The organism is Glutamicibacter sp. BSL13, from assembly GCF_052928425.1.
In genome coordinates this window covers 1-25,417 of the sequence record NZ_JAVGCZ010000039.1, presented here as the reverse complement: position 1 = coordinate 25,417, position 25,417 = coordinate 1, and the positions used below count along the sequence as shown (strand labels likewise).

Sequence of the window (25,417 nt, the reverse complement as noted above, 5' to 3'; positions counted from 1 at the left end):
ATTCCAGATCTCATCATCGGACAGGTGATTGACCAGTTCCTTGGTTTCCGGGCGCTGACCGAAGAAATGCTCACGCACGAACGCGCCGGACTCGGCCTTGTACGTCTGGTAATCCCCATCCGGGGTCTGGTTCATCACTTCCACCAGCGCACCGGTGTCATCGGCATCCAGCAGGGCATCCCACTCACGGCCCCACACCACCTTGATCACGTTCCAGCCCGCTCCGCGGAAGAACGCCTCCAGCTCCTGCATGATCTTCCCGTTGCCCCGCACCGGCCCGTCCAGGCGCTGCAGGTTGCAGTTGATCACGAACGTGAGGTTATCCAGCCGCTCATTGGCCGCCAGCTGCAAGAATCCCCGCGATTCAGGCTCATCCATCTCACCATCACCCAAGAACGCCCACACGTGCTGATCACTGGTGTCCTTGATGCCCCGGTTGTGCAGGTACCGGTTCAACTGGGCCTGGTAAATCGCGTTGGCCGGACCCAACCCCATCGACACGGTCGGGAACTGCCAGAACTCCGGCATCGAGCGCGGGTGGGGGTAGGAGGGCAGGGCATGGCCCTGCTTCGACTTCTCCTGCCGGAACCCGTCCATGTCCTGCTCCGAAAGGCGCCCTTCCAAAAACGCGCGCGCGTACATGCCCGGCGAGGCGTGGCCCTGGAAGAAAATCTGGTCCCCTCCCCCGGGATGGTCCTGGCCACGGAAGAAGTGGTTGAACCCGACCTCGTACAACGTTGCCGCCCCGGCATAGGTGGAAATATGGCCACCCACCCCGATATCCGGGTGCTGGCCACGATGCACCATGATCGCCGCGTTCCAGCGCATGTACGCCCGGTACCGGCGCTCGATCGCCTCGTCCCCGGGGAACACCGGCTCCTGATCCACCGGGATCGTGTTCACATAATCAGTGGTCGTGACCATCGGCACGCCCACCGACTTCGCCCCGGCCCGCTGCAACAACGACCGGATAATGAACTGGGCCCGCTCGGTGCCCTGCGACTCGACCAGCTGGTCAAAGGAATCCAACCATTCCTGGGTCTCTTCCGGATCCCGGTCGGATAACTGATACGTCAGACCACTACGGATCTGGGAGATGTGTTCCTCGACAGCCACGGTTACTCCTTTATTGAAGCGGCTACATCCCGGTGGTGAGTTTCAGGCACCGCGATGAGTTTGGGACTACGGGCGGTGGCGCACTGGAGTGGCGTGCTACGCCCGTTCGTCATCAACTCTAGTTCGCATTCCGGTATTTTGAGGACAAGTTTTCATGCTGTGAGAAGAAAAACCGCCGATTTTCGGTGACCTATGCAACTGCGTACAAGGTCATCTTGCGTAATGGTCATGACTTGGAGACGTGTAACACGCAATCGGGAAACTAAAAATCCCGGCGTGTTGGCCCGCTGGCGCTTGAACGCGCGGGGAAAAGCGTGTTTCGTTGGTAGTAACGCTTTGCACCAGCAGGAGGAAACAAGTGAGCGACGCCGTATCGGCAAGTGTGGAGCCCGCAAAGAAGATGGGCTTCAAAGAGGAAGATCTGATCCAGGAACTCGGCTACGACGACGACGTGGATTATGACCTTCGCGATTCCATTGAGGATCTGATCGGCTCGGAGCTGCTCACCGAAGAGGACCACGACGTCGTAGATGCGGTCATCTACTGGTGGCGCGATGGCGACGGCGACCTGGCCGATGCCCTCATGGACGCCCTGGCCAGCCTGGAAGACGACGGCGTGGTGTGGTTGCTAACCCCGAAGCAGGGGCGCGAAGGCCACGTCTCACCAACCCTGGTGCAGCAGGACGCCCCCACTGCGGGGCTGCACATGACCAACGCCGAGGGCGTGTCCAAGGAATGGTCCGCCATCCGCCTGGTTCAGCGACGCAAGCACTAACGCCTGTGCAACCCGGAACGAAACTTCCAGACTTTAGTCTGGAGAATCAGTACGGGGAGCGGGTCACCAGCCAGGATCTGTCCACGGGCCGGAGCATCATCGTGTTCTACCCGTGGGCATTTTCGCGTGTCTGCGGGGGAGAGCTGGCTGAACTGCAGCAGCATCTGCCCGAGTTCCGTGACGCCGATGTGCGCCTGGTGGCCATCTCCGTGGACCACAAGTTCGCGCTGCGCACCTACGCCGAGCAAGAAGGTTTTGGCTTTGAGTTGCTGGCCGACTTCTGGCCACACGGACAGGTGGCCGAGCTCTTTGACGCCTTTGATGCCGAGCGCGGGGTCGCCCGGCGAGTCACATTGAGCGTCAAGGACGGGGTAATCCAAACGCGGTTTGAATCCCCGCTCAGTGAGCCGAGAGATTTTCAGGCGTACCGGACCGCCATCGCGGACGCGTCCTAAGCTGCTGACCGGGCATCGATTGCCAAGCCAAACCCCCTGCTCCTTAGGGTCCACTCAGAAGCCGATCTTCTTGGGCACGCGGTCATTTCGCATAAGACCACCGCGGACGCGCCAGGCCACCAACGTCGCCGACGCGGGCAAGGCACAGCAAGGGTGAGCTGCATCGCGTCGATGTTCCCCTTAGCCACAAAGTGCGGGCGTCGCGTACAGTCGCACTCCCGCGCCTGTACCGGGGTACGGCTAAGAGACGCAGCTCACGCGTCCCCGGCTTGCCCGGGCACCCGAGTTCCAGTAAAGTTATTCCCTGTTGGCAGGAAGGTTTTTCCTCTTGCCGCAGGTCAAGGGCCTTTAGCTCAGCTGGTAGAGCGTCACGTTTACACCGTGAATGTCATCGGTTCGATCCCGGTAGGGCCCACCACGCAAAACCCGCTGTCACTCGCCTCAACAGGTTGGTGGCAGCGGGTTTTTGTATCCATTGTGTAGTGTTGACCGTCGCAAGTTCCTCGTGTATTCGAGCACTCTAATGTCTCCGGTTCGGTCAAGGGTTTCAATGTGTTTTTCCCGCGGGGATACAACCGTCGCACTGTCGTAGCTAATGGATCCTTTGTGGCTAGCCGTCGTTCTTCTGCGTGCAGGGGCCAAATGCAGTCTTTTGGAGCTACCGCAGCCACTACCGGGCGATGCCTGAGTCGTGAATCTGTTCTCCACAAGCTCGCTCATGCCCGTCAAACAGCTCTGACTTCTCAACAGAATCCAGCGATCAGACCGAACATATTCTTACGCGATTCCGGCCAGGGTTCGACGAGCCCCATGGTTCCCTACTTTGACTGAGCTTGCCCCCTTTTGAGCGATCCCGACGGTGCGCCGGGATCCGAGTGAGCGCCCGACCAGCCGTGTCTTTCCTGTCGCGGCATACGGGCCACAGCGCATTACTCGAGCGAGCGAGAACCACGAGGCGCTCCACACTGAAAGCTGTCACACCTCTCAGCGGTTCCCAGGCCGTCAATTACGACCGGGCGAACACCCCCGGTTGCTTAGTGAGCGCGCGTACTCTGCATAATACCTAGTCGCGCCAGAGTCCAACGTATCCGACCCACGGCTTGCCGGAGACGTTGTACCGGCTTTGGGCTTTAGGGTCATACTGGCACCAGGACTCGCTCACCCGCACGCCGTTCAACTTAGCGGCCTGCTGCGCGATACGAATTGCACGCCAGACTTGGCACTCTTTCTGCGTTTTGAAGAAGGTCAGTGTTGATCCGGCGAAGCTTCCGGCGTTGGCCGCGGGTGCTGTCGCCAAGCCTGCCCCCGCAATAAGGCCAAAGCTTAGGCTAGCGGCCGCAATTTTCTTTTTGATGTTCACGTTGAACTTCCGTGTAGCGTTCTTTCTACCTAACAATTGGTTAAACCATTACATAGATAGACGCGACTGTCGAGCTGCGGATTGGAGAACCCGAGGCAAGCTCACGGCAAATGTTGGGGCCAGGTCCCGGGTACTTATAGTGAACGGGTAGGCGCCGTGCCGCATCGTTTGTCATGCGGTGCGATCGCTGTTGCGCTCGTGATCGTGTCTGCGCGAACAATTTCTGACTGCTAAATATCTTCTTGAACCACGCCGAAGTGGGCAGTGGTCCGTCGGAGCACTTGCTTTGTCGTTTAGATTTCTCTTTACGGGATGAGCTCTTTGGAAGTACGAAGCGCCGGCGTTGGGCAGACGACGCGGAGCAAGCTTCCCTCTTAGGAGGGCTTTGAGGGAATTCGCAACTCCCCTTCCAATGACGAGACTGAAACCCGATGGAGTTCGACGGTTAAGGTCCTTAGGGCCCTCTGGCGTGTTCTTTCCCAGGAGCGGCAATGCACAATCCAGTTCCCAGTCCGCTCGTCTTGCTGGTGGAGGTAGCATCAGGCCGACGATAGAGAACGGGGCCCTACCACAAAAGGTAGGACCCCGTTCAGTCGTGCAGGTTAAGCCCGCTTGCGCGTGAGCAGTCCCCAGATAACGAGGACGATCAGCGAACCGCCGATGGCCAGCAACCAGGTTGACAGGGACCAGAATTCGTCCACTCCGACTCCGAAGATCGCGGATCCAATCCAACCGCCAACGATGGCGCCAACAACACCCAGCAGCAAGGTCACGAGCCAGCCGCCACCTTGCTCACCTGGCTTGATCGCCTTCGCGATCGCACCGGCAATCAGGCCCAAAACAATCCAACCTATGAAACCCATTACTTCCTCCTATATGGATCGAGTGACTTCGTTCAGCATCAGGACTGTGATGCACCCGGAAAACATTACCCGTAAGTATGGAATTGGGTGCGCACATCTGCAAGGACACGCCACGCGGAAAACCAAAATACGACGCGAAACACACCGTGGCATGCTGGGATCGCAACCGAATGGCGAAATGCAATATCGGGTTACGGCAACAACGGTTAGACGTTCGGCTCCTTTCCAGAGACCGGCTGAAGCTCCAGCTGGGGCCAGTGCCCCAGATCCCGGAGCAGCTGCCGGTCGTGGCTGGAAAGCACAATCGCCGCCTCGGTCGCATCAAAGGCCTCGGTCAACTCGTCCACCAGGGTGATGGACAGGTGGTTGGTCGGTTCATCGAGCAACAGCAGGTTCGGGCGTGCGGCCAGCACCAGGGCAAGATCAAGCCGGCGTTGCTGTCCCATGGACAGCTCTCCCACCCGCTTGTTCATTTCCGCCGAGCGCAGCAGTCCCAGGCTCGCCAATCCCACCACCCGTTTGTCGGGCACCATACCGGCGGCGACCAGCCGGTCCACGTGGTTGGCGTAGACCGTGCTCGCCCGCTGCTCCAAGGGAAGCGCGGACTCCTGCTGCAGGAAGGCACGCCGGGCGTGGGCCGAGTGGTGAACCGCTCCCTGATCCGGGTGCAGCTCCCCGGCGAGGATCGCCAACAGGGTTGATTTCCCGGCACCATTGGGCCCGGTGATCAGCAGCCGGCTGCGGCCGCGCACCGTCAGCGACACCGGGGCCAGCCGGCCACGGACACCTACGGCGTCCGCGGTGACCAGTGCCGCACCGGCCCGGGAGGTCAGCTCGGGGAAGTGCATGGCCTGTGGGGGAGAGGGCACGGTCAGCGCCTGGGCGTCCAGGGCCGCCTGCCGACGCCGGACGCTTTGCACCAGCCCGCCAGCGCGGGTGGCCCGCTGGTGTTTTCCGGTGCCCTTCTCCGGACGCCACCCGCTGATGAGCCGGTTCTGGGCTGCGCTGAGGTCATCCTGCAGCCGGGACCGCTCGGTCTGCTGGGCCGCGTATTGCTGTTCCCAGCGCTCGAGTTCGGCCCGGTGCCCCTCACGGTAGCCGGCGTATCCGCCGCCGTAGACGCGCGGACGGTCATCGTAGGTGGGGTCCAGGTCGATCAGGGTCTCGGCGACGTCGGCGAGCAGTGCCCGGTCGTGGCTGACGATGACCACCCCGCCGTGGCGGGACTTCAGCTGGGTGGTCAGGAAGTCCAGCCCGGCATGGTCCAGGTGGTTGGTGGGCTCATCGAGCAGCAGGAAGTCGTCATCGCGGCCGATCAGGCAGGCCAGACGCACGCGGTAGCGCTGGCCGACGGAGAGCTCGGTCAGCGGCCGGCTCCAGTCCGGTTCGGCATCCAGGGCCTCCATGGCCACCCGCACCCGCCGTTCGGCGTCCCAGGCGTCCAGCGCCAGGGCCAGTTCCAGGGCCTGGGCGTAGCGGTCATCGGCGCCGGGTGTTCCCTCGGCCAGGGCGGTGGCCGCGGCATCGAGTTGCTCCACTGCCGCGACCGCGTGCCGGACCGCCGCGGCGGCGACTTCACCCACGGTGCGCTGATCGTCGGTGGACATCTCCTGTTCGGCGATGCCCAGCGTGCCGATGCGGGTGACTTGGCCGCTGTCGGGGGTGAGGTGCCCGGAGAGCACATGCAGCAGCGTGGATTTGCCGCGGCCATTTTCCCCGACCACGGCGATGCGGGAGGTGGGGGTGACCACGAGGTCCACCCCACGCAGGATGGGGTTGGCGCCCAGGGCCAGCCAGATGTCGGACAGGACGATTTGGGCGCGCGAACGGGCGGGGAAGGTTGGGGGAGTGATAGGCACGGTGTTCCTTTTGGGTGGGCGCGCCGCACCGCAGCAGGCAGGGCAGAATAGACCAGGCACTGATAAGGGGTGTGGGGGCACGCAAAACGGTGACCACTGGGGTCATGGACGCATGACCACGCGCTCGGAGCAGGCTCAACGAGCGCGGCTGGCCGCGATCACCGTTAGAGGAACAGCAAATATTGCATGCTTCAACGCTAGCACGCGGCGCCGGTGCGGCAACAGCGGGTGTGAGCGAATCGTGGTCGGGATCGTGGCTCACCGCGCGTCCTTGCGGTTCGCGTCCCCATCGGGGTTGTCCGTGAGCATCCGGTCCAGGCGCCGGGCGACGTCATCGAGTTCGTGGTCGAACAGCCCCGCATAGGTGTCCAGGGTGATGGCCGCGGTGGCGTGCCCCAGCATCCGCTGCACCACCTTGACCGAGGCGCCGGAGGCGACCATCCAGCTGGCGGCCGTATGCCGCAGATCGTGCACCCGCAGCCGTTCGGGCAGGCGGACAGCCTGCGGGCCGGCGTCCCGGGCCGCGGCGTTGACCGCCAGCACGGCCGGGGTGAAGCTGCGGCGCCGAAAGTTGTTGGGCCGGATCTGGGCTCCGCGGGCGCTGGTGAACAGCAGCCGGTCCGGATCGTGCGGCGCGGCCAGGGGCTGCAGCAGCCCCATGAGCTGCGCGGTCAGCGCCACGCTGCGCGGCTGCCCATTCTTGGGAGGCCCCACCACCGCAGGCCCGCCGTTGACGAACACCACCGAACGCTCCACCCGCAGCCGCCGCAGTTCCGGCTGCAGGTCCCGGCCGCGCAGTTCCACCGCCTCCCCGATGCGCAGCCCGGTGCTGGCCAGCAACCAGATCAGCGGTGCGTGGCGTTCGCCGGCGGAATCGGCCAGGGCCCGCACCTGCGCCACGGTCAGGAACACGTGTTCGCGCGGATTCGGCGGCGGCAGACGGATCTTGTGGCCCGGGTTCTTCTGCAGCAGCTCCTCATCCACGCACCAGGAAAGGAACGCCAGGAACCGGCCGAAAATGGTGTCCACGGTGCGCGGTGCGTAGTCCAAGCGGGCCACCCACGCCTGGATGTCCCGCCGGCGGATCGCCTCCAGCTGCCAGTGGCCCCAGTAGGGCATGAGGTGGGCGCGGATGTCCGAGGCCGCCGCGATGCGGGTCGAGGCCCGCCAGTGCAGGCTGCTGTCCTGCCACAAGAGCAAAAGATCGCCCACCACGGGTCCCGGTACGGGGCTGCCGGGCCCCGGCCATGCCGGCAGGTTTGCGCGCTCGGCTGCTGGTTCCACCTCTTGCCTCCCAACTGTTCGGCGGTACCCACCAGTCTCACCCGCTTCGGCTCCGGTGCTGGGGGATGACCGGGCGCACTGGGGACAAGCGGCGCTCGGAAGAGGGTCATTGTTTCGCCGAAGCGCGGTGGGGCTGAGATACTGGGGCTCCGGTTCGGCAACAGGTTTTTGTGGTGGCAGAGGGTGATTGGGTGGCTGTGATGGAGGATCCGTTCCAGGTGCGCCTGAGCGGGCGCGGGGGCGCGGTGAGCCTGCGCCAGCAGGTCTCCGATGCGGTGCGTGACGCCCTGGTGGCCGGCACCCTGGTGCCCGGGCAGGTCTATTCGGCCCCGGCCCTGGCCGAGATGCTGGGAGTTTCACCCACCCCGGTGCGCGAGGCGATGATCGACATAGCCCGCGAGGGGCTGGTGGAGGCGCTGCGCAACAAGGGCTACCGGATCGTGGGGTTCAGTGACCGGGACCTGGATGAGCTGGCCGAGCTGCGCGCGCTGATCGAGGTGCCCACCATGGCCCAGGTGGCGCTGCATGCCCGGGCCGAGGACCTGGAGCAGCTGCGCCCGCTGACTACGACGCTGAATTCCACGGCCGAACGCGGGCAGCTGCGCGAGTTCATTGCGGTGGACACCGAGTTCCACCTGCGTGCCCTGGCCCTGGCCGGCAACCGGCACCTGGTGGATAATGTGCGCCAACTGCGCTCCCGGGCCCGGCTGTCTGGGCTGGCGCAGCTGGCCGAGGCCGGGCAGCTGGTGAACACCGCCCGGGAGCACGGCCAGCTGCTGGATCTGATGATCGCGCGGGACGCCGGGGCGGTGGCCGAGCTGATGCGCCGCCACATCGGACACACCCGGGGCGTGTGGGCCGGACGCGGGGAACAGACCCGCACGTCAGCGACGTAATCCGCGCACTTTTTCATCCTGCTGGCCCGGTCATTGTGAGCTGGGCCATTTGCTTAACCGACAGTAAAATTTTACTGTGGTGTCTATTCGTGGCGCAGGTCACGGGTTTTCAATGACCAGATCGCGCTACCACCGCGCATCCCCGGCCGCACGCTCCGGGGAAGCGGTGGGGGCGCACGGCAGATGGGCAAGGACATGAGTCAACAGGTTTCCGCGGCACCGAAGAAGGTGAGCTATCCCAAGGTGCTGACCGCTAGCCTGAGCGGATCGGCCATCGAGTGGTTCGATTTCTTCCTCTACGCGACGGCGGCGGCGTTCATTTTCGACAAGCAGTTCTTCCCCTCCGACGACCCGTACATCTCCCAGATGCTCTCCTACACGACCCTGGCGCTGACCTTCTTCATCCGCCCGTTCGGCGGGATCATCTTCTCCCACATCGGGGACCGGATCGGGCGCAAGAAGACCCTGGTGGTCACGCTCTCGCTGATGGGCGGGGCCACGGTGGCCATCGGCCTGCTGCCCACCTACGCCCAGGTGGGGATGCTCGCCCCGGTGCTGCTGATCCTGTGCCGGATCATCCAGGGCCTGGCCATCGGCGGGGAGTGGGGCGGGGCGCTGCTGCTGGCCTACGAGTACGCGCCGAAGAACCGGCGGGGATTGTTTGGCAGCATCCCGCAGACCGGGATCACCATCGGCATGCTGCTTGCCACCATCGCCTTTTCCCTGGTCAGCCTGCTGCCGCAGGCCTCCTTTGAGTCCTGGGGCTGGCGCCTGCCGTTCATCTCCAGCATCGTGCTGATCGTGATCGGGCTGTGGATCCGCGGCGGGCTGGGGGAGACCCCGGCGTTCAAGAAGCAGCAGGCCACCGGCGACGTGGCCAAGCTGCCGATCGCCGAGACGCTGCGCCACCACTGGCGCTCGGTGCTGATCGCCATCGGCGCGAAGATCGTGGAAACCGCGCCGTTCTACATCTTCGCCACCTTCGTGGTCAGCTACGCCACCGGCACCTTGGACTACGAGCGCTCCACCGTGCTGAACGCGGTCAGCGCCGGGGCGCTGGCCAGCACCCTGATGATCCCGGTGATGGGCTGGCTGGCCGATAGGTGGGGCCGGCTGCAGGTGTACCTGTGCGGCGCCGTGGTGATCGGATTGTTCGCCGCCCCGTTCTTCTTGCTGCTGGGCACCGGGGCCGACTGGGCGGTGTTCATGGCCGTGATCGTGGGCCTGGGCGTGGTCTGGCCGCCGGTGACCGCGACCCTGGGCACCTTGACCTCCGAGATCTTCTCCACCCGGGTGCGCTACACCGGGGTGACCCTGGGCTACCAGATCGGCGCCGCGCTGGCCGGGGGCACCGCCCCGCTGCTGTGCACCTTCCTGCTGGCCCGCTTCGACGGGTCCTGGGTGCCGATCGCGCTGTACATCGCCGCGATCGCGGTGCTCTCGATCATCGCGGTCTCCTTCGCCCCGAAGGTGGCCCGGGCCGATGACTCGATCGAGAACCCGGCCACCGAACACCCCGAGACGAACCACGACCTGCCCGGCGGGATGCCGGACGGGCTGAGCATGACGGAAGTGAAATAGGAAAGATGAGCACAATGACCGAGCACGCCCCGCGCTGGTACGGCGCCGATGAGGTGGCCGCGGCGATCACCCCGGCCCGCGCCCGCCAGCTGATCGAGCAGGCCCTGGAAGGGGACTTCGACCCGGCCGATGACCCGGCCCGCTTCCACGCCCCGGCCGGCACCGGGCACCTGCTGTTGATGCCCTCCACGATCGGTGAATGGTCCGGGATCAAGGTCGCCTCCGTGGGACCGCAGAACCCGTCCCACGGCCGCCCGCGGATCCAGGCGACCTACATCCTGATGGACGCCCTGACCCTGACCCCGCAGGCGATGATCGAGGGCTCGCTGCTCACGGCGCTGCGCACCCCGGCGGTCTCGGCCGCCGCGGTGAACCGGCTCGCCGCGCCGCAGGCCTGCACCCTGCTGGTGTACGGCACCGGCCCGCAGGCCTGGGGCCACATCCAGGCGATGGCCGAGATCCGCGACCTGGAGCAGGTGATGGTCTGCGGGCGCAAGCCCGAAAAGGTGCAGGAGCTGATCGCCCGCACCCGGCAGCTGGGGCTGGCCGCGCGCCCGGCCACCCAGGCGGACCTGGGGCAGGCGGACATCATCGTGTGCGCCACCTCCGCCAACGACCCGCTCTTTGACGGATCGCTCATCAAGGACGGGGCGGCGGTGGTGGCCATGGGCTCCCACGAACCGCAGTATCGGGAACTGGACGCGAACCTGATGGGCCGTTCACTGATCGTGGTGGAGGAGGTGGACACCGCCCTGCGCGAGGCCGGGGACCTGATCCAGGCCATGGCCGAGGACCCGGACCTGTCGGCCGAGTCACTGCACACGCTGCGGGACCTGGTGCGCGGCCAAATCCAGCGGGCCACCGACCGGCCGAACGTGTTCAAGGGGACCGGGATGTCCTGGCAGGACCTGGCCATCGCCGTGGGAGTGCACAAAACCCGCTAACCGGTGGCGCCGCCGCTCCCGGAAAACGAGCGCACGTGCAGTCCCTTTATCGCGAAGAGGAGCCACCGTGACTGGAACCGCGTGAATACGGTCAGCACGCCACTCAGGGTCTTGGAATGAGCAGAAACTTTGCTCATTCCAAGACCCGTCTGTTCTTCATAGAGGACTACCGCAAGAAGTGCCCCAAGGCTGCAAGCGCAGAGCGCACTGCCGTGGCTAGAGCTGGCTCGTAGTCCGGAAGAAAATGTGGCGAGTGATTAACCGGTGGCGCACTCTTCCGCGGGACGAAACCGCCGAAGAACCAATACACATACGGGACGCTAATCTCATCGCCGAGAGCTCCGAAATCTTCTGAGCCCATGGCCGGAGGAAGCTCATGCACTTTGTTTTCCCCCAACTCGGCGATGAGTACCATGCGGAGGATTTCAGTGTGCTCTGGACTGTTGTGTAGTTTGGGGAATGAATTGAAGCGTTCAATTTCCGGTTTCGGCGCATTGGAAGCCATAGCTTCTGCATTCACGATGCGTTCTATACCGCCGAGCATCTGGGAGCGTACCTCTTCGGTGAAGGTGCGCACGTTCAAAGTGAATTCTGCCCTGTCCGGGATGATGTTCTCTTTGAGCCCGGCATGAAAAGAGCCGCAGGTCACTACCGCAGATGACTGAGGATCGAGCTCACGGGAGACGAGTGTTTGCAAGCGTGTGATGGTGTGCGCACCGAGAACGATGGGATCGATCGAGTCTTGCGGCTGTGACCCATGTGATTGCTTTCCTTCCAGAGTGACTTTGATGGAGTCAGCCATGGCCATGGCAGGGCCACTGGTGAGACCGACGGAGCCGGCGGCGAAGGGAAAGACATGTTGACCCAGGAGAACCTCAGGGCGCGGTGCTTTGTCCCAGAGTCCGTCGTTGAGCATGGCGCGGGCGCCAGCGCCAGTCTCTTCGCCGGGCTGGAAGATCCATACAATAGTGCCTCGCCAGGAGCTGGTTTGCTCGGCGAGCCGGGCAGCAGCTGTTAATGCCGCTGTGACGTGCGTATCGTGTCCGCAGCCATGCATCACTGGAACGTCAGTGCCGTCGGATAAGGTTCCGCGCGTCGCAGAAGCATAATCTGCGCCCGTGTTCTCAGCGATAGGCAAACCATCGGAATCGGCGCGGTAACCGACGATCGGACCGTTACCGTTGCGCTGTATGCCCACCACTCCAGTGTCCGCGCAGATGAAGTTCTCAATTCCGAGGGCGTCTAGTTGCTGCGCAATGTAGGCAGCTGTTTGATGCTCCTGCATGGACAGCTCAGGATTTGCATGCAGATGCTTATACATCCGGTGCATCAGAGCTGTTTGTGCTTCGGTCAAAGTGGTGACGATGGTGCCAATTTCCGTGCTCATGCTTACTCCTTGTTTAATCTTCGACTGTGTTGTGGACAGCTTGCCGATCGCGGACGATCCACGAAACAACGATTGAGAACAGCACTACTAGGGCGGTGCCGAATAGCGTCAGGGCGGGAAACAGCGGAATGACCACTAAGTACATCAGCAGCGAAAGCACGATGGCGACGATGGTAGGGCGTAGCTGTTTCATTGCGACGATGGCCTGGACCAATACTGCACCCATCAGTGAAGGCAGGATGTAGATGCGGGCTACTTCGATCACGTCGTTGGGGATGATAGAGACCAGCCAAGATCCGAGCACGCCCACGAAGATTAGCAAACTGGTTAAGTGCACGGTAGCGGCTCCGCAGATGGCCATGACTGATGCCAAATCGCCGCGGCGAGTTCCGGGTTTGGCATTGATAGAGGATTGAGCCACGATGGCCGCGGGTAGTAATTTGTTAGAGATATTGCCGATCATGAATGCCTGGTACATTGCGGCCGATCCAAGGATAGGAAAGTACGTCAGCGGCTCGACGATCCAAAAGATGCCGAAGGTGGCGGCCACAGCTGCGAAGGCGACACCGATCATGGCGGGGGTGATATCCAGCCCTCCGAAGAACACGAGATAGGTTGGGCCAAGCAGGGAGAAGATCAAGCCTGCTGTCATGGTGACGGAGCCATAACGGGTGGTCTGTTTCTCAAAGCGCGCCATTGATGCATCGGCGCTGGTCAATGTCTGGGTGCTCATGACAGTTGTCCTCAATTTAGGCGTTAGGCGGTGTGCATAAAGTAGCCGGCGGTGATGGCAATGAGGATGGCAAATCCTAACGCCCATTCCTTAAGCCATTTAGCCTTCAGTAACTTGGCGAGGAATAGGAAGAAGGCCGTCGAGGCAGCCGAGATCAAGACCAGCATCATATGGATGTTTGATTTCGGAATTTCGGCAATAGTCAGCATGCTGAATGCACCGAGCAGTGCCGCGGTTGGGATCAATGCCATGGCGGCAGGGTTGCGTTTTGCCAAGGACTTGCTGCCGCGCTTCAGAACCGGAGTGAGCAGTAGAGTGCACAACATCCACATCCCGCCGGAAAGACTCATGGCCATAAAAGCTACTGCGAAAACTTGTTGTGTGTAGGAATCACCTCCGAGCATTGCCCCCATGGATTGGGCCGCAAGGTTAGCACTGGCGGTTTCCGTGGCAGCAGAACCGATTAGGCCCACGCGCACCAGCACCGCCGGAGCGCCGAATAACGCGAGTAACGCGATGGCGACTAAAACTACCGACAGCGAAGGGCCGATAGAAGCGACCGCACCGGCTCGGAAGGCTTCCCTGACTTCACGTAACGGCATATCTACGTGAGGAGCAGCGGCCTTTGCAGCGCGGCTATAGAGGAAGGTCTGGATGAAGATGACTGCGAATACGCCCAACGCACACACCCATAAAAAGGGCGAGCTAGCTACTGACCAGATATCGGTGGAGGCCGGATTCGCGGTTGCCAATGATAGGGACATTGAATACTCCTTCGCTGTCGCATCAGACTGTGATGCGGCTCTCATGTGTTCAAGATTCCATTGGCGTGACGAGCGAGGCAAGGAACGGGGGAAACGGCCAAAAAACCGGCCAGATCCTCCAAAACAGGCGATTTTGTCGGGAAGTATTCCAAATGTCGCCAGCAGGCAACCAAGATTGTGACAACTATCGCAGTGATTGTCCGAAAGGTTAGCCATGAATGAGATTCAACAACTGACAGCAGTGCAGCTTACGCACAAAATCCGGGTCCGCGAACTTTCGGCCCGTGAAGCATTGGCTAGCCATATTGAAGCCATTGAAAGGGTCAACGCTGCCATCAACGCCGTAGTTACCACTGACTTTGAGCGTGCTGAACAGCTAGCCGCGGCTGCAGATGAAGCTACCGCACGCTCTGAGGCTACGGGAATCTTGCATGGACTACCGATGACGCACAAAGACACTTTCAATACTTCTGGCCTGCGCACCACTCAGGGGTCGTTGTCTCTGGAGCATAATATCCCCACGCACGATGATCTGCAGATCGCCAGGTTGAAAGCGGCTGGAGTGATTCGCACCGGCAAAACGAATGTGCCCGAGTTTGGTGCCGGGTCCCATACCTTCAACGAGGTTTTCGGCACGACCACCAACCCGTACGCTACTGATCGCTCCGCCGGTGGCTCTTCCGGCGGCGTCGCTGCTTCAATTGCCGCCCGCATTCAGCCGTTGGGTGACGGTTCGGATATGGGCGGCAGCCTGCGCATACCCGCCAGCTTTTGCAATGTCATAGGTTTCCGGCCTTCGTATGGGGTGATTCCGTTGGAAGCTCCTGCTAACGCATACTCCTGGCTAGCGCGTTCCGGTCCAATGGCTCGAACTGTCGCGGACATAGCTCTGTTTATGCAGGCAAGTGCGGGCGATTCACAGCTACCTACCCCGAATACACTAAGCGCCTCCGACTTTGGGAATTTGAAACCTGACCTGCAAGGCGTACGTATCGGCTACAGCTTTGATTTCGGAATGGGTGTGCCGGTAGAAGCAGAAGTCGTTGAGGTCTTGAAAGGCCAGCTGTCGGTTTTTGAAGCTGCTGGAGCCATCCTCGAAGAAGCAACCATTGACTTCACCGGTGCGGATGAAGTCTTTGGAAACGTGCGTGCCTTCGACTTCGCCACAAACCTCGGGCCTTTGGTGAAGGCCAAGGGAGAGCTGATCAAACCCGAAGTGATCTGGAACGTGAAAAAAGGCTGGGAGCTAGACGGAGAAGCGATGATCTCCACCGTGGCAGCCCGAACTCGCCTGGAACGCGCAGTACAGGCCTTTTACGCAAAGTACGATGTCTTCCTTTCCCCCGCCGCTCAAGTGCTGCCCTTTGATGCTTCCTGGCGCTGGCCGCGAACCATTGTTGATAGTTCGGCAGAAACGTATTTGGACTGGATGCGTTCGGCCTGCCTGCTCTCAGCGGCGAGTTTGCCAGTTATTGCTATGCCCGCAGGCTTCACCGTCTCTGGTCTGCCGGTGGGTTGGCAGATGGCTGCCAACCACTATCAAGATGCAGCATTGCTGAACTGGGCGGCCGGCTACGAACAACTTACGAACTTTGCGAAGACTGCTCCGCAACTGGCAATTGATCCCAGCTCGGCGCACCCTACTCGTATCGAAACCGTTAGTGCCTAAGAAAAGAGAACATTCACATGAACACCATCGGGCCTCTGACCGGCTACACAGTAATAGACCTTTCCCGAGCACTGGCAGGACCGCACGCCACCATGATGCTGGCAGACCTAGGAGCTAGAGTTATCAAAGTGGAGAACCCCCGAGGGGGAGACGATACCCGCGGCTGGGGGCCTCCCTTTGCCGGTCCAGAAGATGATCGTCAGTCCACCTACTTCCTTTCCTGCAATCGTAATAAACAGTCCATCGCTCTGGACCTTAAGACCGCAGAAGGCGCCGCTACTCTGGCTGATATGGTTCAAAAGGCCGATGTACTGGTAGAGAACTTCCGCCCCGGGGTGCTTGACCGTATGGGATTCGATGCGGCGAGACTCAAAGAATTGAACCCGGCACTTGTAGTGCTTTCAATTTCCGGGTTCGGCCATGACGGGCCGGAAGCGTGGCGCAGCGGCTACGACCAGATCCTGCAGGGTGAGGCAGGACTGATGTCTCTGACTGGGGCAGGTCCTACTGACCCTCAGAAAGTGGGGGTACCCATTGGGGATCTGCTAGCCGGAATGTATGGATCCTATGGTGTACTGGCTGCCCTGCTGGAACGTGAAAGGACCGGGCGTGGGCAGCATGTGCGAACCTCGTTGTTGGCAGCGATTGTTGGGGTTCACGCATTTCAAGGCACTCGACAAACAGTGGCCGGCCAAGTCCCGCAAGCGCAAGGCAACCACCATCCATCCATAGCGCCCTATGGTTTGTTCCGCAGCGCTGATGGCTTCGTGCAGATCAGCGTGGGCAGTCCCAAACTATGGAGCGCACTTGTAGAAAAGTTCGAGCTACCCACCGAAGGGTTCGAAACCAACGAGCAACGGGTAAATCGTCGTGATGAGCTCATAACTGTGATCGAAAAGAAGTTCAACCAGCTACCCACCGAGGTGCTGCTGGAAAAACTAGGGCAGGCCGGTATTCCGGCAGGCATCGTGCGCAATCTTGAGGAGGTCTACCAGTGGGAGCAAGTACAATCCCAGCACCTAGCGATGCAGGTACGGCATCCGGTACTTGGTGAGATTACCTTGCCTGGTGCACCCTTGCGCTTCTTTGACGAAGTCCAAGAAGTAACCCGTACCGAGCATGCACCCCCACCTCTGCTGAACCAAGACGAGGCTGCCATCCGCCAATGGTTGGGACAGAACATGAATCAAGGAGCTTGGGGCTGATGCAGAATATGGTACAGCAGCACATCTCCGCGCAGGCAATGATCCGCGAAGTGTTGGATACCGACAGCTTTATCAGCTGGGATGAACCAGCAGACTACAGCTTCGCCGATGACGAATATCGCGAACAGCTCGAACGGGCAGCCCAGCGCAGTGGTTCCGACGAAGCGGTAATCACAGGAGAAGGAAGAATAAATGGACAAAAGGTCGCGGTGGTGATCTCCGAATTCGGTTTCCTAGCCGGTTCTATCGGCAAGACCACTGCGGCGAGAATTGTGGCCGCCTTTCAGCGAGCCACGAATGAACGCCTGCCAGTTCTGGCTTCTCCTGCCTCCGGAGGGACGCGTATGCAGGAAGGTACGCCAGCCTTCGTCTCCATGGTCAGTATTACGGCTGCAGTTCGGGAGCACACCGCGGCCTCCCTGCCCTACCTGGTGTACCTGCGCCATCCAACCACTGGGGGAGTCATGGCCTCGTGGGGTTCGCTGGGGCACGTAACTATCGCCCAGCCTGCGGCCCTGTTAGGTTTTCTAGGCCCGCGAGTATATGAAACGATTTATCACCGGCCTTTCCCTGACGGAGTCCAAATCGCAGAGAACCTCCAGCGCCGCGGCATTATCGATGCGGTGGTTCCCCTGGAAGAATTGGCCCAGATCGTCAGCCGGGCGCTCACATTATTGCGGCCAGCGAGCCCAGCATATTCACCAGCGGATTACCCCCATGTTCAGGACAAGATCCTAAACGAAGAAGAAGTGTGGGCAGCAATAACTGCAACAAGGCAGGCTCGGCGTCCGTCGGTACGGCATGTCGTTAAATATGCCAGCAGTGACGCCCTACAGCTCTCAGGCACCACCGAAGGAGAAAACGACCCGCGCATGTATTTGGCCTTAGCTCGCTTCGGTGGGCAGCCGGCAATAGTTGTGGGTCAGGATCGAACGCGGGCAGACGATGTCCGCACCGCCGAGCCGATGGGACCGGCTTTCCTAAGGGAAGCCCGTCGCGGCGCGCTGCTAGCGCAGAAACTAGGTATTGCGCTGATAACTGTAATCGACACCGAGGGAGCTGCGCTGAGCCAAGCCGCCGAAGAAGGCGGCATGGCCGGTCAAATTGCTCGTTCCCTTGAAACGCTGGTGAGCCTGGAAGTTCCAAGTGTCTCGCTGCTGCTCGGGCAGGGGACAGGGGGAGGAGCTTTGGCACTATTGCCAGCAGACATATCGATTGCCGCCGAGAACTCCTGGCTTTCACCTCTGCCGCCTGAAGGCGCCAGTGCAATTCTCTACCGGGACACGGAGCATGCTCCTTGGTTGGCTTACGTTCAGAAAACCGATGCTTTTTCACTACGACGAGCGGGTATTGTTCAAGTTATTGTTCCGGAAGAGTACGATGTGAGCACTGCTCCAAGGCGCTTCTCTCAAGAAGTGGGACAGGTGCTTTGCATTGCATTGGGCCAGCTGGCTCGTGAAGACCGTACACAACTGAGGATGCGTCGCGTGAAACGCTATACAGAAATTGGTGACAAACAAGGAGTCGGCTAGCTGATGGACCACGAGCTGAACGATGCTCAACGCAGAATCATTGCAGCATTGCAGGTCGACGGGCGAGCTACTTGGCGGAAGATCGCTACTGTGTTGGACATGCCGGAACGATCGGTGGCCCGGCATGGCGCATGGTTATTGGAGCACGGGTTGGTGACAGTCTCCGCGATCAGGCATAGGCAGCACTCGATGCTCATCGCCTGCTCCTGTGCCCCCGGGACGGGCAGAATTGCTAGCGAGAGCCTTTCCGCGAGACCAGACACGAGTTTTTCCTACCAAACAACGGGGCGTGAAGATCTCGTCGTTGAGCTGCATTACACCGGGGACGTCACCAACGTCTTATCCCTTCAGCTCCCTGCTACCCCGGGTGTCTCTTCCATGGTGGTTTATCCCATCTTGAAGTACTTCAAGACCATTCGAGGATGGCGGTTAGGATCATTGAGCGCGATGGAAGAACAGGCTCTGCGCAAGGAGCCGGACCGCACTTCATGGGTCGCCGCCGAGCTGAGTATCACTGATGAGCAGATTATCGAGGCGTTGCATGAGGATGGCAGGGCCAGTTTTGAGTCGGTTGGACGAAGAGTTGCAATGAGCGAGACATCGGTGGCTCGCCGTATTGATTGGTTATCCAAGTCTGGTCAGATTTCAATTCGAGCCCTCGTGGAACCTTCGAATGTAGGTCTTCCAGTAGAAGCGCTGTTATGGGTTTCCACGACGCCGAGCCAAATCGAGGCATTGGGGCAGCGTTTAGCCTCTCGACCTGAAGTTCGGTACGCCGCAGCAGTGGCCGGCGACTGCCAGCTGGTGGTTGATGTGACCGTGCCAAACCAAGCAGAGCTGTACAGATTCATTTCTGATAAGGCTTGGGGAGACGCAATGCTACAAGTAAAAACTTCGTTAGTAGTTCAGGCCAGGAAGCGTGGTGGGCGGCTTCTACCAGCTTAGGCTCGGCGCTAAACCTCTACGGCGAAAGCTTTCCGAACTCAATTTTGGGCCTTGAATCCAATTTAAAAAGCGAATGAGCTACTACAAAAGTCCATGCGCCAGTCAAGGAAGATCACCTTGCCTCTCCAAGCGTTCGGTATGCTTACCGTCTTGACCAATCGTTCGCTTGAAGAACAGGAAAATGACTGAGAGGGGGTGGAGACTCCCACTTCAGGGATTCCAGGACCTAGGCCGAGCGGTTGTGCGCTTGGGGCACCACCGATTCGGTCGTCTGCTGAGACAACCGTAAACGAATCACTGTGCGCGGAGGGTTCTGCGCGGCAGAAAATTCAGTCGACGATTCGTCCCGGTGGGGCTGCACTGGGATACTGGGGCCATGAGTGCACCTAGGGAAAACGTGTGGCTTGCCGCCGTTCGAGCCAATCCGGACCATGCCCACAACTACGCGCAGCGCTGGCGCCGGCTGGCCGCCGAGGGCAGCGACATCTACGGCGAGGCCCGGATGATTGACGCGATGGCCGAGCGCGGCAGCCGCATCTTGGATGCTGGGTGCGGCACCGGTCGCATCGGCGGCTGGCTTGCCGCCCAGGGCCACCGGGTGGTGGGCGTCGACCTGGATGAACACCTGATCTCCGTGGCCCGGGAAGACTACCCGCAGGCGCAGTGGTTCGTCGGCAACCTCGCCAGCCTGGACCTGCAGGGCCAGCAGGACGCACCCGGAAAGTTCGACCTGATCGTCAGCGCCGGAAACGTGCTGACCTTCCTCGCCGAGGACGAGCGGCTGCCGGCCCTGCGCCACCTGGCCGGGCACCTGGCGCCGACCGGCCGGCTCGTGGTCGGCTTCGGCGCCGGGCGCGGCTATGACTTCGACACGTTCGAATCGGATGCCGCCGACTGCGGGCTGCGGCTGCAACAGCGCTATTCGACCTGGCAGCTGCATGGGCCAGCCAGTGATTTTCTGGTGGCCGTGCTCGGACGCGGCGACCAGCCCGGGTAGCCCCTGTTCCAGCCGAAGACGGCCTTTTCTTGCGGTCCGGGTTCGCCGCGGGACACAATGGGCGGCAACGGTTATTGACGTGGAGCAGCATGCATTGAATTGTGCTCCTGGCCGGCCGCCCCGCCGCTGAGCACGGTGGGAGCGCGGCTGGCCCGTTGGCGCCACGGCTTATGCTGCGTGACGCCCTGTCTAGCGAGGACCACCAGGTTCCTCGGCCACGACAGAAGCCGGCGGACCATCAGGGCCCAGACTCCCCGGCGGGTGCCGGCGGATAGGACGCCGCGATGAGCAATATCGCCGTAACCCATGCCGATTCCGGGCTGGTGCGCTGCCAGGTGCAGCGCAGTGAACGCATCACCCCGAACATGACCCGGGTGACCTTCGGCGGGCAGGACCTGGAGCGTTTCGAATACCGGGGCTTTGACCAGTGGTTCCGGCTGGCCATCCCGCTGGACTCGCACTCCCGCTTCGACAACCTGCCCGCAAAGTTCGGGGTCGGCGGCTACCTGAACTACCTGACGCTGCCCAAGGGCACCCGCCCGGTCATCCGCAACTACACGATCCGCCAATTCCGCGCCGGTGCGGGGGAAATGGACGTGGACTTCCTGGTGCACGGCACCGAAGGGGTTGCCGGGCCGTGGGCGGCAAGCGTGCAGCCCGGCACCCCGGTGGCCTTCATCGACCAGGGGTGCGGCTGGAACCCGGTGCCGGCGGCCCGGCAGCTGATCATCGCCGATGAAAGCGCGATGCCCGCCGCGCTGGGGATCCTGCGCGACATGCCGCGCGACGCGGTGGGTGAGGCGCTGATTGAACTCTTTGATGAACGCGACCGCCAGGACGTACCGGCGCCCCAGGGGATGAACGTGCGCTGGCTGGTGCGTGAGCCGGGCGCCGCCCCGGGCAGCGCGGCGCTGCCGGTCCTGCGTGAGCTGCCGCTGGATGCGGACCGCTACGCCTTCGCGGTCGGCGAGTCCGCGCTGGCCACCGGTGCGCGCCGCCACCTAGTCTCCGAGCGCGGAGTGCCCAAATCCAACGTCACCTTCTCCGGCTACTGGGAGCTGGGCCGCGCCCAGGGGTAGCCGCTGTGAGGTGTTCGGTGAGGGCCTCTGCTGCTGCGCAGCCGTGTCTGCCGCCAGCAGTGCTCGGTGCGCCGACCGGGTGGCGGGCGGATCCTTCGCCCGGCCACGTGCGCGACGGGGCGAAGGATCATCAGCGGTTGACGTTGCGCAGGGTGAGGTAGCGCAGCGCTTCCCCGCGCACCTTGCGGTATTCGGGGATGGTGTCCATCGCCTCCCGCGAGGGTTCGGCCAGTCCCGCCCGGGCCACCGCGCGCAGCGTGTGCCAGCGTTCCCGGTTCAGCTCGCGTCGTTCGGCGCGGGTGCGCCGGGCGCGGTTGGGGGTCGCCGGACCCGGGGCGCGCAGGTGCCAGTGGTGGCCGAAGGGGTCGCAAAAGTCCGCGACCCGGCCCTGCTCCTGATGGTTCTGCGGCTCGGTCAGCAGTTTCACCCCGGTCAGCTTCACGGCGTGGGCCACCGCGTCCACGTCATCCACCATCAGGTGCAGGCTGGCCGGCCCGTTCGGTGCCGTGGTGGAGGACGCTGGGTCATCCAGGGTGCGCAGCAGCACCGCCGCGCCGTGGATGTCCAGGGTGGTTTCCTGGGCCGGGCCGCGTGGGGCGCGCCGGTGTTGGCCGACCACCGTGGCGCCCAGGGCGGTGCGGTACCAGTTGAGGGCGCTGTCCGGGTCGTCGGTCAGCAGCAGTGGGGCTAGCGTGTACATCTTCCTGAACCTTTCGGCGTGGGCAACACCCCGTTGTGTCATCCCTAGGTTGACACCGTAAGTCGCCGGGCTTACTGTGTCAATACCCTATTGACAAAATGAGTCGGCGGCCGCGGAAACCCGAGGGTGCGGCCGCCGGCTGGAATGGACTGGCCATGGAGAATCGGCATGAAAACCTCGGCGGACAACTCGCCCCCGCAGGGCTCGGGCATCGGCAGTCGAACGCGGGTCTTGCCACACTGCCGCGGCTCATCTGGGCCCGCTGGCCCTCGGTCGTGGGGCTGCTGGCGCTCCTGGCCAACATCTCCGATGGGCCGGACGCGCACCTGGCCTCGCTGGTGATCATCCTGGCCGCCATGTGCTACCTCGGGGCCGCGGCCCTGGGCTTCGCCCGGGCCGGCTGGCTGATGGTGGGGCTGAGCATCGTGGTGGTGTTCGCCGCCGCGCTGGCCGGAGTGGACAAGACCGTGGCGGGCCTGGCCCTTGGGATCGGCGTGGGCCTCTACGGGCTGGTGCGCACCCCGGGCGGGCGGCGCGGGGAAGTGGCGCTGCAGGGCGTCGCCTTCCTGGGCTTCAGCGCGCTGGCGCTCAGCGCCATGCTGAGCCAGCCGGTGCTCGCCGCCTACCTGGCCGCGGCGGCAGCATTGAGCCACTGCGTGTGGGATGTGATCCACTTTGTGCGCAACAAGGTGGTCGAGCGGTCGCTGACCGAATTCTGCTTCGTGCTGGACCTGGGATTGGGTGTGGCCCTGCTGCTGGCCGCGTGGGGACTGTTCCCCGCCTAGCCCTATCGGCGGGACCGCGAAGCGAGTAAACTCCCTATTGACAGGTGGCCACCGGCTAGTTGAGTTCAAAGGCGGGCAGATCATGAGCAACGGGCGCAGGCTCGAGACCACCAGCACCACCTGGCAGCAGGTCCTGGCCCACCGCGAGCCCGGACAGATCCAGGAGATCGCCGCGCGCTTCGAGCAGGCCGGGGTGCAGCCGCAGCTGGTGGCCCAGGCCATCGCCGATGGCGGGGCCCAGCTGGATGTGGCAATGCGCTCCAACACGCCTGGCTGGGAGCAGCCCTTCGGCGGGCTGCTGGCGGTCGCGCTGCTGGCCGGGGAGGTCGCCGCGCATTCGGCCTACCTGGTCTCCCGCGCCTCGGCGGTCCGGGCGGTGGCGGTGGACGGGCTGCTGGAGGACTTCAGCGCCATCGCCGTCGGCGCGAGCCTGGGCGTCTCACGCCAGAAGGTGTACGAGATCGGCCGCAACGGGCAGCGGGTGCGCGCCGAGGGCGGGCTCGGCGGGTCATGAGCCCGCGCCGGCGGGAACCGGTGCGTGGGCAGGCGCCCGCGCTGCTGCACCCCGTCGACTTCGCGCCGGCCCGGCGCTACTACCTGCTGGCCATGTTCCTGCAGCTGGCCGCCTCGCCCATCATCCTGGCCGCCGCCATCATCTTCCTGCTGGGCATCAGCGGAAACCTTTTCACCCCACTGCTTGGGCCCATCGTGGGGTTGAGCATCACCAGCTATGTGGAGCGCCGCTACCGGGCCGACGCCTGGGCGCACATCGCCCGCAAGGCGCAGGACCGCACGCGCAGCGACCCGGCCCCCTGGGCGCAGCTGGCCCTGACGCTGCAGCTGGTGCTCCTGCTGCTGGCGGTGCTGGGCCTGGTGCAGGCGGTGCGCGCCACCGGCCAGTCCGGGGCCGCCGCCCTCGGTGCGGGCATCCTGGCTGGCCTGGTGCTGGTCGAAGTCGCCTCGCTGATCTGGGACCGCCGGGCGCAGGCCGAACTGCGCAGCGTCGCGGTGGGTGGCAGCTGGCGGATCCTGCAGGGCTTGGGGGTGCTGGCCGTGGCGCTTCCCGGCGCTGGCGTCCTGCTGGGCTTCGGGCCGTTGAACCCGTGGCTCCTGCTGCTGGGGGTGCTCGCCCAGGGCGGCACGTGCGTGCTCTGGTACGTCCTCCGGATGATCCCGGCCACCAGCAGCTGCGTTCCCAAATCCTTCCCGCTGCCCTAGGGGCGTGGGCGGCAGCAGAATTGTCATCCCCCTATTGACGAAACGTGCGGTGTGGGTCATTCTTGCGCTATAGCTGTCAACTGAGGGGTGACAGTAGTGCCGAGGGGAGGCCACCATGAGCATGCGCAACCCGGTGATCCGCGCCGAAAACCTGCACAAGTCCTTCGGGAACGTGCAGGCCCTGGCCGGGGTGGACCTTCACGTGGCGGCGGGGGAGATCTTTGGAATCCTCGGGCCCAACGGGGCCGGGAAGACCACGACCGTGGAATGCCTTGCCGGAACGATCAAACCCGACGCCGGGGCGCTGTCGGTGCTGGGCGTTGACCCGGCACTGCAGCGCGAGATGATCCGCCGCCATGTGGGGTACCAGCTGCAGGCCACCACCCTGCCCGCCGCGCTGAAGGTCGGCGAGGCCATGCGCTGGTTCGCGGCCCTCTACCCGGATCCGGCCGACCCGGTGGAACTACTGGAGCTGGTGGGCATGAGCCAGCGGACCAAACGCCGGATCGGGACCCTGTCCGGGGGAGAACGCCAGCGCCTGTCGATCGCCACCGCCCTGGTCGGCCGGCCCCGGATCGCGATCTTTGACGAACTGACCACCGGACTGGACCCGCAGGCCCGGCGCGGGATCTGGGCGCTGGTGCACTCCATCCGCGCCGGCGGGGTCACCGTGGTGCTGGTCTCCCACGCGCTGGATGAGGTGGAGCGGCTGTGTGACCGGATGGCCGTCATCGACCAGGGGCGGCTGCGCTTTGCCGGGACCCCGGCCGAGCTGCGCCGGCAGATGCCCGGGCAGCACCGGGGAGGCGCGACCCTGGAGGACGCCTACCTGCGGCTGCTGGACGCCGGCGCCCAAAACGTGATGGAAGGACAATGACATGCGTGCCCTGCTCGCGCTGACCCGGGTCGAATGGCTCCTGTTCCTGCGCAACCCCACAATGCTGTTCATGGCACTGCTGCTGCCCAGTGGCCTGCTGCTGTTGCAGGCCTACGTCATCCCCGGCACCCGCACCCCGCTCGGGCAGGGCGGGCTGAGCGCCATGGACCACCTGGTGGTGCTGGCCCTGGTGGTCGGGGCCACCAGCGTGGCCATCACGAACTACCCCTCCTCGGTGGCCGGGTACCGGGAGAACGGGGTGCTGCGCAAACTGGACACCACCCCGGCCGGGCCGTTCCGGCTGCTGCTGGCCCAGTGGATCATCGCCCTGATCTCGCTGGTCGCCGCGGCCGGGCTGGCCCTGGCGATCGCCTCGGTGAGCTGCGGGCTGCT

24 protein-coding genes, 1 tRNA gene and 1 pseudogene are annotated in these 25,417 nt (G+C 63.1%); 17 read left to right on the top strand and 9 right to left on the bottom strand.

Annotation, left to right across the window (positions count from 1 at the left end; genetic code table 11):
• Positions 1-1,116: pseudogene (locus tag RCJ92_RS08995) on the bottom strand (pyruvate dehydrogenase (acetyl-transferring), homodimeric type); the annotation flags it as partial.
• 358 nt (positions 1,117-1,474) lie between these two features.
• On the opposite strand from RCJ92_RS08995, the gene RCJ92_RS08990 reads away from it, so the two are divergent.
• From RCJ92_RS08990 to RCJ92_RS08980, 3 genes are all read left to right on the top strand, one after another.
• On the top strand, positions 1,475-1,891 hold the full coding sequence (locus RCJ92_RS08990) for a DUF3052 domain-containing protein (protein ID WP_054821583.1): 417 nt from the start codon (positions 1,475-1,477) through the stop codon (positions 1,889-1,891).
• Positions 1,892-1,896: 5 nt separating this feature from the next.
• Positions 1,897-2,346 (top strand): redoxin domain-containing protein, encoded by a 450-nt coding sequence (locus RCJ92_RS08985; protein ID WP_446754359.1) that lies wholly within the window; start codon positions 1,897-1,899, stop codon positions 2,344-2,346.
• Between the two features lie 342 nt (positions 2,347-2,688).
• Positions 2,689-2,764, top strand: a tRNA-Val gene (locus tag RCJ92_RS08980).
• Between the two features lie 645 nt (positions 2,765-3,409).
• Here RCJ92_RS08980 and RCJ92_RS08975 read toward each other — a convergent pair.
• The 4 genes from RCJ92_RS08975 to RCJ92_RS08960 all read right to left on the bottom strand — a co-directional run bounded on the left by RCJ92_RS08975 (position 3,410) and on the right by RCJ92_RS08960 (position 7,640).
• Positions 3,410-3,706 (bottom strand): hypothetical protein, encoded by a 297-nt coding sequence (locus RCJ92_RS08975; RefSeq protein ID WP_446754358.1) that lies wholly within the window; start codon positions 3,704-3,706, stop codon positions 3,410-3,412.
• A 602-nt stretch (positions 3,707-4,308) separates the two neighbouring features.
• The gene (locus RCJ92_RS08970; protein WP_138173785.1) at positions 4,309-4,569 is read right to left on the bottom strand and encodes a GlsB/YeaQ/YmgE family stress response membrane protein; all 261 of its coding nucleotides are present in this window, start codon (positions 4,567-4,569) and stop codon (positions 4,309-4,311) included.
• A gap of 206 nt (positions 4,570-4,775) precedes the next feature.
• Entirely contained in the window at positions 4,776-6,428 is a 1,653-nt protein-coding gene (locus tag RCJ92_RS08965; RefSeq protein ID WP_446754357.1) for an ABC-F family ATP-binding cassette domain-containing protein, read from the bottom strand.
• 258 nt (positions 6,429-6,686) lie between these two features.
• Positions 6,687-7,640, bottom strand: a complete 954-nt coding sequence (locus RCJ92_RS08960; RefSeq protein ID WP_446754356.1) for a tyrosine-type recombinase/integrase — start codon at positions 7,638-7,640, stop codon at positions 6,687-6,689.
• A gap of 272 nt (positions 7,641-7,912) precedes the next feature.
• On the opposite strand from RCJ92_RS08960, the gene RCJ92_RS08955 reads away from it, so the two are divergent.
• The 3 genes from RCJ92_RS08955 (at position 7,913) to RCJ92_RS08945 (ending at position 11,133) form a co-directional block, all read left to right on the top strand.
• Positions 7,913-8,608: a GntR family transcriptional regulator gene (locus RCJ92_RS08955; RefSeq protein ID WP_446754361.1), complete on the top strand. Its 696-nt coding sequence runs from the start codon at positions 7,913-7,915 to the stop codon at positions 8,606-8,608.
• Positions 8,609-8,803: 195 nt separating this feature from the next.
• Positions 8,804-10,189 (top strand): MFS transporter, encoded by a 1,386-nt coding sequence (locus tag RCJ92_RS08950; protein WP_446754355.1) that lies wholly within the window; start codon positions 8,804-8,806, stop codon positions 10,187-10,189.
• Positions 10,190-10,194: 5 nt separating this feature from the next.
• Positions 10,195-11,133: an ornithine cyclodeaminase family protein gene (locus tag RCJ92_RS08945; RefSeq protein ID WP_446754354.1), complete on the top strand. Its 939-nt coding sequence runs from the start codon at positions 10,195-10,197 to the stop codon at positions 11,131-11,133.
• Positions 11,134-11,299: 166 nt separating this feature from the next.
• Here RCJ92_RS08945 and RCJ92_RS08940 read toward each other — a convergent pair whose 3' ends face one another.
• Genes RCJ92_RS08940 through RCJ92_RS08930 form a run of 3 tightly spaced genes read right to left on the bottom strand, consistent with a single transcriptional unit; the run spans position 11,300 to position 14,017 of the window.
• Complete coding sequence (locus RCJ92_RS08940; RefSeq protein ID WP_446754353.1) at positions 11,300-12,520, bottom strand: amidohydrolase; 1,221 nt, start codon at positions 12,518-12,520, stop codon at positions 11,300-11,302.
• Positions 12,521-12,533: 13 nt separating this feature from the next.
• Complete coding sequence (locus RCJ92_RS08935; RefSeq protein WP_446754352.1) at positions 12,534-13,253, bottom strand: hypothetical protein; 720 nt, start codon at positions 13,251-13,253, stop codon at positions 12,534-12,536.
• Positions 13,254-13,276: 23 nt separating this feature from the next.
• Complete coding sequence (locus RCJ92_RS08930; RefSeq protein ID WP_446754351.1) at positions 13,277-14,017, bottom strand: DUF5058 family protein; 741 nt, start codon at positions 14,015-14,017, stop codon at positions 13,277-13,279.
• A gap of 214 nt (positions 14,018-14,231) precedes the next feature.
• On the opposite strand from RCJ92_RS08930, the gene RCJ92_RS08925 reads away from it, so the two are divergent.
• The 6 genes from RCJ92_RS08925 (at position 14,232) to RCJ92_RS08900 (ending at position 21,444) form a co-directional block, all read left to right on the top strand.
• Entirely contained in the window at positions 14,232-15,686 is a 1,455-nt protein-coding gene (locus RCJ92_RS08925) for an amidase (protein ID WP_446754350.1), read from the top strand.
• A 17-nt stretch (positions 15,687-15,703) separates the two neighbouring features.
• Complete coding sequence (locus RCJ92_RS08920; protein WP_446754349.1) at positions 15,704-16,891, top strand: CaiB/BaiF CoA transferase family protein; 1,188 nt, start codon at positions 15,704-15,706, stop codon at positions 16,889-16,891.
• Positions 16,891-18,423: a carboxyl transferase domain-containing protein gene (locus RCJ92_RS08915; RefSeq protein ID WP_446754360.1), complete on the top strand. Its 1,533-nt coding sequence runs from the start codon at positions 16,891-16,893 to the stop codon at positions 18,421-18,423. The genes RCJ92_RS08920 and RCJ92_RS08915 overlap by 1 nt, the downstream gene beginning before the upstream one ends.
• A gap of 3 nt (positions 18,424-18,426) precedes the next feature.
• On the top strand, positions 18,427-19,368 hold the full coding sequence (locus tag RCJ92_RS08910; protein ID WP_446754348.1) for an Lrp/AsnC family transcriptional regulator: 942 nt from the start codon (positions 18,427-18,429) through the stop codon (positions 19,366-19,368).
• A gap of 376 nt (positions 19,369-19,744) precedes the next feature.
• Positions 19,745-20,365: a class I SAM-dependent methyltransferase gene (locus RCJ92_RS08905; protein ID WP_446754347.1), complete on the top strand. Its 621-nt coding sequence runs from the start codon at positions 19,745-19,747 to the stop codon at positions 20,363-20,365.
• A gap of 284 nt (positions 20,366-20,649) precedes the next feature.
• Entirely contained in the window at positions 20,650-21,444 is a 795-nt protein-coding gene (locus RCJ92_RS08900) for a siderophore-interacting protein (protein WP_446754346.1), read from the top strand.
• Between the two features lie 130 nt (positions 21,445-21,574).
• Here RCJ92_RS08900 and RCJ92_RS08895 read toward each other — a convergent pair whose 3' ends face one another.
• The gene (locus RCJ92_RS08895) at positions 21,575-22,144 is read right to left on the bottom strand and encodes a VOC family protein (protein WP_446754345.1); all 570 of its coding nucleotides are present in this window, start codon (positions 22,142-22,144) and stop codon (positions 21,575-21,577) included.
• A 155-nt stretch (positions 22,145-22,299) separates the two neighbouring features.
• On the opposite strand from RCJ92_RS08895, the gene RCJ92_RS08890 reads away from it, so the two are divergent.
• The 5 genes from RCJ92_RS08890 to RCJ92_RS08870 all read left to right on the top strand — a co-directional run.
• On the top strand, positions 22,300-22,929 hold the full coding sequence (locus RCJ92_RS08890) for a hypothetical protein (RefSeq protein ID WP_446754344.1): 630 nt from the start codon (positions 22,300-22,302) through the stop codon (positions 22,927-22,929).
• 82 nt (positions 22,930-23,011) lie between these two features.
• Positions 23,012-23,443 carry a hypothetical protein gene (locus RCJ92_RS08885; protein WP_446754343.1) on the top strand — a complete coding sequence of 144 codons (432 nt, stop codon included), beginning with the start codon at positions 23,012-23,014 and terminating at the stop codon, positions 23,441-23,443.
• Complete coding sequence (locus tag RCJ92_RS08880; RefSeq protein ID WP_446754342.1) at positions 23,440-24,147, top strand: hypothetical protein; 708 nt, start codon at positions 23,440-23,442, stop codon at positions 24,145-24,147. Before RCJ92_RS08885 ends, RCJ92_RS08880 begins: the two co-directional genes overlap by 4 nt.
• Before the next feature lie 115 nt (positions 24,148-24,262).
• Positions 24,263-25,024, top strand: a complete 762-nt coding sequence (locus RCJ92_RS08875; RefSeq protein WP_446754341.1) for an ABC transporter ATP-binding protein — start codon at positions 24,263-24,265, stop codon at positions 25,022-25,024.
• A gap of 1 nt (position 25,025) precedes the next feature.
• A partial coding sequence (locus RCJ92_RS08870; protein ID WP_446754340.1) for an ABC transporter permease occupies positions 25,026-25,417 on the top strand: 392 nt, incomplete at its 3' end.

Bases quoted from the DNA above. Each gene is read 5' to 3' on its own strand.
- RCJ92_RS08920 (WP_446754349.1), top strand. From the start codon at position 15,704: ATGAACACCATCGGGCCTCTGACCGGCTACACAGTAATAGACCTTTCC.
- RCJ92_RS08930 (WP_446754351.1), bottom strand. From the start codon at position 14,017: ATGTCCCTATCATTGGCAACCGCGAATCCGGCCTCCACCGATATCTGG.
- RCJ92_RS08880 (WP_446754342.1), top strand. From the start codon at position 23,440: ATGAGCCCGCGCCGGCGGGAACCGGTGCGTGGGCAGGCGCCCGCGCTG.
- RCJ92_RS08940 (WP_446754353.1), bottom strand. From the start codon at position 12,520: ATGAGCACGGAAATTGGCACCATCGTCACCACTTTGACCGAAGCACAA.
- RCJ92_RS08890 (WP_446754344.1), top strand. From the start codon at position 22,300: ATGGAGAATCGGCATGAAAACCTCGGCGGACAACTCGCCCCCGCAGGG.
- RCJ92_RS08910 (WP_446754348.1), top strand. From the start codon at position 18,427: ATGGACCACGAGCTGAACGATGCTCAACGCAGAATCATTGCAGCATTG.
- RCJ92_RS08950 (WP_446754355.1), top strand. From the start codon at position 8,804: ATGAGTCAACAGGTTTCCGCGGCACCGAAGAAGGTGAGCTATCCCAAG.
- RCJ92_RS08970 (WP_138173785.1), bottom strand. From the start codon at position 4,569: ATGGGTTTCATAGGTTGGATTGTTTTGGGCCTGATTGCCGGTGCGATC.
- RCJ92_RS08905 (WP_446754347.1), top strand. From the start codon at position 19,745: ATGAGTGCACCTAGGGAAAACGTGTGGCTTGCCGCCGTTCGAGCCAAT.
- RCJ92_RS08895 (WP_446754345.1), bottom strand. From the start codon at position 22,144: ATGTACACGCTAGCCCCACTGCTGCTGACCGACGACCCGGACAGCGCC.
- RCJ92_RS08875 (WP_446754341.1), top strand. From the start codon at position 24,263: ATGAGCATGCGCAACCCGGTGATCCGCGCCGAAAACCTGCACAAGTCC.
- RCJ92_RS08955 (WP_446754361.1), top strand. From the start codon at position 7,913: ATGGAGGATCCGTTCCAGGTGCGCCTGAGCGGGCGCGGGGGCGCGGTG.
- RCJ92_RS08915 (WP_446754360.1), top strand. From the start codon at position 16,891: ATGCAGAATATGGTACAGCAGCACATCTCCGCGCAGGCAATGATCCGC.
- RCJ92_RS08945 (WP_446754354.1), top strand. From the start codon at position 10,195: ATGAGCACAATGACCGAGCACGCCCCGCGCTGGTACGGCGCCGATGAG.
- RCJ92_RS08900 (WP_446754346.1), top strand. From the start codon at position 20,650: ATGAGCAATATCGCCGTAACCCATGCCGATTCCGGGCTGGTGCGCTGC.
- RCJ92_RS08925 (WP_446754350.1), top strand. From the start codon at position 14,232: ATGAATGAGATTCAACAACTGACAGCAGTGCAGCTTACGCACAAAATC.
- RCJ92_RS08935 (WP_446754352.1), bottom strand. From the start codon at position 13,253: ATGAGCACCCAGACATTGACCAGCGCCGATGCATCAATGGCGCGCTTT.
- RCJ92_RS08885 (WP_446754343.1), top strand. From the start codon at position 23,012: ATGAGCAACGGGCGCAGGCTCGAGACCACCAGCACCACCTGGCAGCAG.